Genomic DNA, 8,660 nt, shown 5'->3' with positions numbered 1-8,660 from the left:
GGAATCGCTACATCCCTGGGCTTTACTGTATTATTGCTAATTTTGCAAGCTATTAGCCTCATTAGCTGTTCTTCTAGCTTTATCAAGCCTAACTAAATTGAATTGATTTTCTAACATAAAATCTAATCCTCGTGTGCAACGCTACTAATCAGCATTACTCATAGCTCATTCCATACCTTGTCGAAATCTTCTCCACCATCGTTTTCCCGTTTCCGGACTTGATTATCTAATCCTTTTTATGTACATTCCTAATTTCGTAATACAGCTGGTTAATTGTATAGCTAGGCGACAGGCTACGATCCACAAGCTCATTTCAACCCATATTAATAATAACTGCTTATTTTGCTCACATATTTAACCAGGTCTCTAAAGACATAAATAAAAGCACTGCAATAACTGCAATGCCTATTCCTTAGTTTCTATAAAAATAGCCAGATCACGGATATCTTCTGTGCTCAACCTACCGATGCGCCGAAATTTTACCGATTTCGGCAAGCCAACCAGGTTCAACGTATCAATATACGACTCCTTACGCAATCCGGCTTCTTCCAAATTCTTGATCCGATAATAATGACGCCGGATACTAGCGGACTTGGACTGGTACTTGGTAGTTATCTTGTAGACGATAACTTCATTATCATTAATTTGGCGAACCAATACTGGACGGCGCTTACCTCCGTTCGTCCAAGCAACAAACGCCGTATAGACTTCATTAGTCTTCATCGAAAAAGTCCTCTAGTTCTTTTTGCGTTCTCAAGTGTTTTACCGGTAAGTCTTGGGTGGCACGATTCAATTCCATTTCCGCGCGCTGACGAGGGGTTAAAGAGAAGCTCAGCGGTATTTTCCCCGTTGCTTCAATTTCTTTATACAGTGTGTTTACCACTACTGACGGTGTTACCCCAATTTCTTTCATGATTTCCTCAGCATTATCTGCAGTAGTCCGGTCAACATTAACCTGCACCTTTTTTACTTTAGTTGGCATAATATAATCCCTCCTGACTAGATTTTGATCATATTATACTATAATTAAATTGCCATTGCTGATTTAAACTATTTTGCTCCTCTAATATAAGTAACGGATCACTGGTTAAACTTTACGAACAAAATCGCCAACTTAATGGTATAATGTTCACATTAATTGAGGAGGTCCACCGACATGAACAAAACCGATTACATCAACTATCTCCACCTTCAGCCCCATCCGGAGGGTGGCTGGTACCGCCAGGTTTATCACAGTGCTAACACGTTTGCACCGACCACGGTAAATAAGGAGCGCTATTACTACACATCCATCTATTTCTTGCTGGATGCCAGCTCGCCATCACACTTTCATCGGCTGAAGCATGACGAGCTCTGGTATTATCACGCTGGTGACCCGATTACGATTTACAGCCTCTACCCTAATGGTTCATCCAACCAGGTTATCCTCGGTCCCCATCTGGACAAGGGCGAACGACTCCAGTACCGGGTATCAGCCGGTACCATCTTTGGCTCAGCAGTCAACGCGGATAGCTTTAGCCTGGTTAGTTGTGCTGTTGCACCCGGCTTTGACTACCATGATTTTGAAATCTTTGACCAAAAGACTTTGTTGGCTAAGTACCCGCAAAATCGTGATGTGATTGAGAAACTTGCTTATGAGAGGATTGAGGGTGAAAGGGAGTACCTCGCTTTTTAGATGTGCTGCTTGGTCGTCCCTGATCTGATCCACTATTTGGGTTTTCTTTCTGGCTTTGAGGGTCCGAACAGGGACAGTGATTTTTTTGAGATATCGCGCTCCAATTTTGTGTCATAGAGTTCCTGGTTCTTCTTCGCTAATTCTTCTTTTAACCAGTCTAACTCACTCTTATTGGCGAGTTGACGAGCTTGCTTTTTGGTATGTTTCATTTTAGACGGCCTACCTTTCGGTTGAGGCTTCAAAGCTGCGATTCCGCTTCGTTTAAATTGTGAACGCCAAATAGAGATTTGACTCGTTAATACAGCAAAGCGCGCCACTACTTCAGCCATTGAATCCTCGTGAGTTTGGTAGTAGTCTATCACATTTAACTTGAAGTCGGCGGTAAAGGTTCACTTATGGCGTCGTCGTTTCAAAGCATTGATCCTGTTCTTTCGATATCTTTAGACCCATTCACCGATGCGTCGATTGTCGATCTGATATTTTTCACTTAAATCATAAGTATTCTGAGACGTTGAAAGATATTCATGTACAATCTGCACCTTTAATTCGGGTTTGTATTTGACCATATGAAAAGTGCCCCACAATCATTAGATTTCTTGTCTAACAATTGTAGGGCACTTCACTTAACTTACTGGTACTAATGTACTTACTCGTTTCTCCCTATCAATTTCAATATCTTGCTAAGCTTATTAAATCTTTCATCTTGTAACTCCAAGTTTAGTCTTAAGAAATCTAATAATGCATTATTATCATTACGAGAAGGAAAAGTAGGAATAGGCTCAATATCATTATATTTTTTTATGGTATCAGCATTAGTAACAACTTTGCCCGGAAAAAGTACCCCTACATTTAAAACAGCAGATGGACGATTGCTCAAAGTCACTACCTGCTTACAACCAGCATATTTAGCATCTTTAAATGGATATGGGCTAAATAGTTGGTCACGATAAGATGTTAACTGATTCAAAGACCCACTTTTAGAAAATTTATAAATATCTCTTAGTCTTCGATATTTAGTATCAAGTACAATTACATTTTGAAATATCATACTAGCATCATATATCTCTACACGAATGTCAGGCCTATTATGTGATGCTCCATGCCATAATGGCTGTTCCTGTGATGTTTCAGTAGCATTTAACGCGGTAATAGCGTCATCATACTTTACCTTTAAATTAACTTTCCGACCCGATGCTAAATTACCAACAAACCAAACGCAAGTCCCTGGTTTTAACGGTTGAAATTCAAGATTCCTACCATCAAAAATCCACCCACTTTGGGGTATAAATTTAAGTTTACATAATGCTTTTATTACCTCTAAAAATCCCCAAATTTCATATAACAAATCAGTTCTACGCCAATAGTATTGATACTGACGATCAAATTGTGGTTTAAAATTAGAAATATGAGTTAATTTCCAAGATAATTTTCGAAAGAACAAATATTTAGAATCTAGATAAGCATTATTTATAGAAGTATTAGCGTTTTCACCACTAACACTTTTTAACCAGGTTTTATTAATTAAAAAGGATAATTGACTTTTATATTTTCTACCCGAATTGTCAACTCAAGTGCAACACGGCTATGAAGCTAAATATTGATGAAAACATTGTTGAGCGGTGTGGTAGTGAAGAAGCTTGCGGGGCTTGGTATTGATAGCTTGGACTGCTTGGTGGAGGTAGAGAAGGGATTGCTTAATGGGCTGTCCCTTGGGATAGAATTGACGAAGCAGTCCATTATTGTTTTCATTGCTTCCGCGTTCCCAAGGTGAGTACGGGTGAGCGAAGTAAATCTTGGCATGTCTAATTTTAGCCAATGTAGAGAATTCGGCACCATTATCAAAAGTGATCGAGTTAAACCAGTTTGGATGGTAATTAATCACCTTCTGAAGCTCTTGACGACAGGTTTCTGCTCGGTAATTGGGAATCTTAATGACAATCTCAAAGCGCGTTAAGCGTTCTGTTAGAGTCATCAGGGCTGGTTGATTCTTCCGCCGAACCCCCTTGACTAAATCCCCCTCCCAATCAAAAGGACGTTGGCGCTGATTAATCTTTTGCGGGCGTTTTTCAATTGAAACTCCCAGCCGCTTCACTGCTTGCCGAGAGTGGGAACGATGGTGCTTTTTTAGATGCCGACTTAGCTTCTGTGGTAAATCAAGATTCTTAATGGCTAACCGTCCCTGGTCAATATAGCGGTAAACAGTTGGCGTTGACGGACAAAACTGGTCAGGAAACTTTAACTTGAACTGGCCAATAAACTCGTCCACACTCATCGCGTTAAATTGGCTGCCCAGCTGTTTGGTTAGGAGCTTAAAGAAGAAATGGCCCCGTTTAAGCAAGGAATGACAATGACATTTCAGCCGCCGCTGTTCATGCTTGGCTTGCGCCGTTTCACCATAGTAGTGATAGTAAAGGAAGTAATCTGAGTTACGCTGTAAGACACGACCACGTTTAAGCTCACGACCAATCGTTGACCGATGACAGTGAAGCTTTCTGGCGATCGCGGCATTAGACCAGTTCAGATCATGTAGTGCCTCAATCTGTCCACGCTGCTCACTAGTTAGTTGATGGTAGTGACGAGGAATGTTAGAATCAAGCTGAGTCATGAAGATCACCTTTCTTATTTTTTGGTCAATTTAAGTTTAGGTCTTCATGGCCTTTTTGTTTAATTTATGATGTTGCACTTAGATTGTAAATCCGGCTTTATATTTTCTAATAAGTATTAGATCTTTCCTTATGTCAGAAGTCGATTTTATATTTTCTATCTTTTTTAATCCATCTTCTATTTCTTGTACAATCCTAAATATGTTCAAAATATTGTTTTTCAAAGCTTTATTTTCTGGACTATTCATAGTGATTTTATAGTCTTTATTATAGATAACATCGTGTTCCTTTCCCTTAGACATTTTGATAACAGAATTATTATCAAGCGGATATTTCATATCTCTTGTCCAGTGATAGTAACTTCCAATACTATATCTAGGGTTACTTGAAATAAAGAAACAGTTAAGGTTAAATTTCACACTCTGTTCATGTAAAATGCTTAAAGCTTGCAATTGTTCAAAACTTAGTGTCGGTGAATAATTAGAAAGACTACCATTAATGTTAGATTGAAACATCCTCGATAATCCCTTTACAGCATTTTCCACATCTTGTCTCATTAACACTAGTTCATCTTCAGAAATAAATTTAGATATAATTTTTAGCCAACTAAAAAATTCTTTATTATTCAACACCAGTTTAAGTCTATAAATACCTGGCAAATATTTTTTATCATTATTTTCATGATTATAAATTACATAGGGTTTAGGACTAGGAATAATATAAAGACCGTGTTCATCTTCTTGAATACGCTCATCGTCAAGAAGGTCAAGACCATCTATATACAATCTTGCTTTTGGTGGTGATAGAAATCGAAGTTGCCATTCCGTGTTCTCTTCAATTTCTATAAAGTCCACTTGTCCTTCATCTTTAGAAAAATGAAAAACCTTTTTTTGATTATGTGCCCCAGTCAGGATAATATTATCTAGCAAAACCATTTACCTTCAATTCTTTAGATTTAATAAGTAATTTTTTTCTGCTTTCTTGAAAGTCGGATAACGTAGAATACTTATCTAAAATATTAATAATTTTTCCTTTTGGCTTTTTTTCTTTTTCATCATACGAAATCAAAGAATTAAGCATGCTTTCCGTCCCTCGTAATTTTGTTAAAATTCGTGTAGATAGTTGCCAATCTAATATTTTACCTATATCATTCGCGTAAGTAGAAGGAACCTTATTAATATAGGCATCAATTGATCTTATAGTTCGCCAACTAATTCCTACGTTTGGTAATTCATCGTTAATTTCCGAATGCAATTCCCAAAGGAATTGTAATTGTTCTTCAGTTAATGAGCCTCCATTTGATGAATAGTTTAATAAGCCAACTTCAAAATTATGCCAAGTATTTGCACTTTTTACATCTTTCATAGACCTATGAGATATATCCTTTTTATTGTAAAAAGGTACTGTATGCAATTCTATAATATTAGTTCTATCAAGTAATTTATCTGATAACTCAAATGTTGACTCATCAATATTCATTGTACCTATAAACCTAACATTCTCTGGAATCAAAATTTTACTACTGTATTTATCACTATTATAAAGCCTCGTTTCTAAATATTTGCTATATAAAGTTAGGTAGCGCTCAGAACTACTTCTCTCTAGAACAGATAGAAACTGTGAGAAATAGTACTCTACTCTTGATAAATTCATTTCATCTAAAACAATAATGTAAATAAAACGAGGGTTCTTTTTCGCATCAATTAATGTATCTACAATACCTGAATCGCCTGGTCGAAAGTTATTACTTATAGTATCAGCAAATCCCAGTAGATCACTGTCATCCTGCCATGACGGTTTTACAGAAATAAATTTAAACCTTTCTTCTGGAATATCATTATGTTGCCCTTTTCCTAAGTCACCATTGAGTATACCCAGAGCTTCTGCATAAGCCTTAATAATCTTAGATTTACCGGTTCCACTAAGTCCTGCTAATATTGTTAGCAAACTCGATTTAATAGATGTATGCAATTTAATGATGTTGTCTTCATTTAACAATAGTTGATACTCAGATGACTTAATAACTTCATGAAATTGTTTTAAAAATAGCAAATCCACATCTTGGCTACTTTCGTCAATACCTTCATTGTCATTTTCAGTTAATCCTAGTCGCCTTGTCACAATTTTTGTGAATTTTTCAAGTTGACTGTCATTTTCTCTTAAATAACGTGTTGGAACAAACATAATATTATGATTTATATTACGATCATCACCATTATCATAGTAGTAACCATCCATAGCAGTATCATCAACAATTCTTCGTACGGTAATTGGAAAGTTTTCGCTTGGCTTTTGATACTGGATACTTTCCATACCATCTGTGGATACCGCAGTAACATTTTCAAATAGTATCCAATTTTCATCATGACTAGACTTAGTAATCATAAATGAACTAATACTATCTAGTTTATTGCTTATCATACTGACAGCACGTGACCTAATAGTTTCTCCCTTGATTAATTTATTCTTTATAGTTTCATAATTATTTTCACTATCCATTAAAATAGGTATTTCTTCGAACTTATCATCATTATGAAAGTCGTTATTCTTTATATGCATTTTTATATCGTATGCATAAGGATTATCCTGTTGCTCTTCTGATACTTTGAAAATAAATATTTTCCCTTCTATGAAATTTTTTAACGTTTCTCTTCTAGTTTCGTTATCATCATAAAAGTTATCTTGAAAAGAAATCTTTTCTAGTTCGCGTGGAAAAACATGAATTTGCTTATCACTAAGCTCACTCCTAGACGCATTTAAGATTTGAAGATTAAACATAATCTTACTATTTCGATCAAAAAAGATCCCGCCATTTTCAGAGAAATTTCCAAACTGATCTTTATGGTTCCAAACACCGATATATAACTGACTCATACTTGACTCCTTAATTTAAGATATTTTCTAAATTATCAACATTATCTATTAATAACAATCTACTCGTACCAAAGAGCTTTTCTAATCGCATTAAATCTCCTCTAGGAATTTCACAATTAAAAGCAATTACTTTTACATATTCACTTATTTGATATGATAAGTTTGCTTTTAGTTCAGTAAATGTACCATATGATTTTATATTTTCATTACTACTCTGTTTTGAAAATATATCTAATTCGATATTTTTAGGTATTTTCAATGCTATAAAATTAAAATCCACGGGTACACCTACTATTAAGTAATGTTTAGTTTCAAGCATTGTTATTTTGTCTTGAAGTTTTTGCATTTCTTTAAGATTTCGTTTACACTCACCGGTCTTATTTATAAGGGCCTCTTTAGTCCAGCTTAACTTACGTTTTAAAATTCCGTTTTCACTTTTTAGGTTGCTTATAACCTCATTGCCGCTTTCAATCTGCTCTTTTTCTTTATGCACTGCTAATAACTTCTTTAGAGAATCAATTTCTTCTTTATTTTTACTTAGTTCAGACCGAATTTGAGTATTCTCTATTACTAGCCTCTTCCTTTCTTTTTCCGCTATTCTCAATAATTTCTCTTTAGTTTGTTTCGCTTCATTAGCTATGCCAACTTTCTCTTTTAGTTTTTTTAACTTTTTTTGATAATTTTCTTTCCCCTCATGATTTACTATGTTACGTGTATACGTTTCATTATTAAGTTTAGAATATTCGGATATAATTTCAGTTAAATTTTCTTTACTAAGATATTTTTTACAGATTAATTGAAATAAATTTTCCTTTGTATTAACGTATTTTGTCTCTAGCGTTTCATTGCTTATTACTCTAACTTCACTAAGTATGCAATTATATACTTTTCTTGGTACGGTTTGTTTTATTATTCGACTATCTATCAAATATTTTCTATACTTATTATTTATTTTTTTTGCGTCACCAAAGTATCCCCCTGATTTTCGCATTATACTTATAAAATTTTTTAGAGACATATGACGTAAAATAAATTCCAATTCTGCATCTATTTTCAATTTTATAAACCTTTCCCTTGTAAATAACATTGTAATTTGTGTATTAATAATTATATCAGATTACGCATACAACAAGTTTGGCATTTTTAACTAAGTTAATATATTTACAATGTTACATACTGGTATAAAAAGAACATAATTTATACTTCTTCAGTAACTCACGCCCTCTTACAGTTAGGGTTCTACAATTTTGGTTTAAATTTAAAATAAAAAACGAAAGATGGTTGGACCCCGTCTTCGTTTAAGAAAGGACCATCTTTCATGGATTATTCTACCAGAGTTGCCTTAGGAGTTAAAGATTGCCACTTAGAATTAGATGAAAAACACTTTGCGGAGCCTATTGAAGATCAAGGCGACCGAATCGTTATTCACTTCATTCAATCTTATCCCCTCAGCTGCCCACGCTGTGGCCAGCCCATGCTTAAAAATGGCTTTAAGACGGTCAACGCTC

At 35.2% G+C, this 8,660-nt stretch carries 9 protein-coding genes and 1 pseudogene; 2 read left to right on the top strand and 8 right to left on the bottom strand.

What is annotated here, in order from left to right; translation table 11 throughout:
- Positions 1–405: 405 nt before the first annotated feature.
- Positions 406–723: a type II toxin-antitoxin system PemK/MazF family toxin gene (locus tag HMPREF0494_RS08095; RefSeq protein ID WP_007124469.1), complete on the bottom strand. Its 318-nt coding sequence runs from the start codon at positions 721–723 to the stop codon at positions 406–408.
- Positions 713–982, bottom strand: a complete 270-nt coding sequence (locus tag HMPREF0494_RS08090) for a type II toxin-antitoxin system RelB/DinJ family antitoxin (RefSeq protein ID WP_007124468.1) — start codon at positions 980–982, stop codon at positions 713–715. Before HMPREF0494_RS08090 ends, HMPREF0494_RS08095 begins: the two co-directional genes overlap by 11 nt.
- A 174-nt stretch (positions 983–1,156) precedes the next feature.
- On the opposite strand from HMPREF0494_RS08090, the gene HMPREF0494_RS08085 reads away from it, so the two are divergent.
- Positions 1,157–1,675, top strand: coding sequence for a cupin domain-containing protein (locus HMPREF0494_RS08085; protein WP_007124467.1), 519 nt, complete (start codon positions 1,157–1,159; stop codon positions 1,673–1,675).
- A gap of 32 nt (positions 1,676–1,707) precedes the next feature.
- Here the strand turns inward: HMPREF0494_RS08085 and HMPREF0494_RS11645 are convergent, their stop codons facing one another.
- From HMPREF0494_RS11645 to HMPREF0494_RS08055, 6 genes are all read right to left on the bottom strand, one after another.
- The gene (locus HMPREF0494_RS11645; protein WP_225430255.1) at positions 1,708–2,037 is read right to left on the bottom strand and encodes a helix-turn-helix domain-containing protein; all 330 of its coding nucleotides are present in this window, start codon (positions 2,035–2,037) and stop codon (positions 1,708–1,710) included.
- A gap of 284 nt (positions 2,038–2,321) precedes the next feature.
- Positions 2,322–3,020, bottom strand: coding sequence for a nuclease domain-containing protein (locus tag HMPREF0494_RS11025; protein ID WP_007124464.1), 699 nt, complete (start codon positions 3,018–3,020; stop codon positions 2,322–2,324).
- Positions 3,021–3,257: 237 nt separating this feature from the next.
- On the bottom strand, positions 3,258–4,280 hold the full coding sequence (locus HMPREF0494_RS08070) for an IS30 family transposase (RefSeq protein ID WP_007124463.1): 1,023 nt from the start codon (positions 4,278–4,280) through the stop codon (positions 3,258–3,260).
- Positions 4,281–4,358: 78 nt separating this feature from the next.
- A complete protein-coding gene (locus tag HMPREF0494_RS08065; protein ID WP_007124462.1) occupies positions 4,359–5,213 on the bottom strand; it encodes a hypothetical protein in 855 nt (284 codons plus the stop codon).
- Complete coding sequence (locus tag HMPREF0494_RS10820) at positions 5,197–7,152, bottom strand: McrB family protein (RefSeq protein ID WP_007124461.1); 1,956 nt, start codon at positions 7,150–7,152, stop codon at positions 5,197–5,199. The genes HMPREF0494_RS08065 and HMPREF0494_RS10820 overlap by 17 nt, the downstream gene beginning before the upstream one ends.
- A 10-nt stretch (positions 7,153–7,162) precedes the next feature.
- On the bottom strand, positions 7,163–8,209 hold the full coding sequence (locus HMPREF0494_RS08055; protein ID WP_040458963.1) for a hypothetical protein: 1,047 nt from the start codon (positions 8,207–8,209) through the stop codon (positions 7,163–7,165).
- A gap of 261 nt (positions 8,210–8,470) precedes the next feature.
- Here HMPREF0494_RS08055 and HMPREF0494_RS11495 point away from each other — a divergent pair.
- Positions 8,471–8,660 (top strand): annotated as a pseudogene (locus HMPREF0494_RS11495) (ISL3 family transposase); the annotation flags it as partial.

Origin of the sequence: Limosilactobacillus antri DSM 16041 (assembly GCF_000160835.1) — a bacterium.
Lineage (GTDB): Bacteria > Bacillota > Bacilli > Lactobacillales > Lactobacillaceae > Limosilactobacillus > Limosilactobacillus antri.
Note: the sequence above shows the minus strand (reverse complement) of the source record. Positions and strands in the feature narration are given on the sequence as shown.

Bases quoted from the DNA above. Each gene is read 5' to 3' on its own strand.
- HMPREF0494_RS08095 (WP_007124469.1), bottom strand. From the start codon at position 723: ATGAAGACTAATGAAGTCTATACGGCGTTTGTTGCTTGGACGAACGGA.
- HMPREF0494_RS08090 (WP_007124468.1), bottom strand. From the start codon at position 982: ATGCCAACTAAAGTAAAAAAGGTGCAGGTTAATGTTGACCGGACTACT.
- HMPREF0494_RS08085 (WP_007124467.1), top strand. From the start codon at position 1,157: ATGAACAAAACCGATTACATCAACTATCTCCACCTTCAGCCCCATCCG.
- HMPREF0494_RS08070 (WP_007124463.1), bottom strand. From the start codon at position 4,280: ATGACTCAGCTTGATTCTAACATTCCTCGTCACTACCATCAACTAACT.
- HMPREF0494_RS08065 (WP_007124462.1), bottom strand. From the start codon at position 5,213: ATGGTTTTGCTAGATAATATTATCCTGACTGGGGCACATAATCAAAAA.
- HMPREF0494_RS10820 (WP_007124461.1), bottom strand. From the start codon at position 7,152: ATGAGTCAGTTATATATCGGTGTTTGGAACCATAAAGATCAGTTTGGA.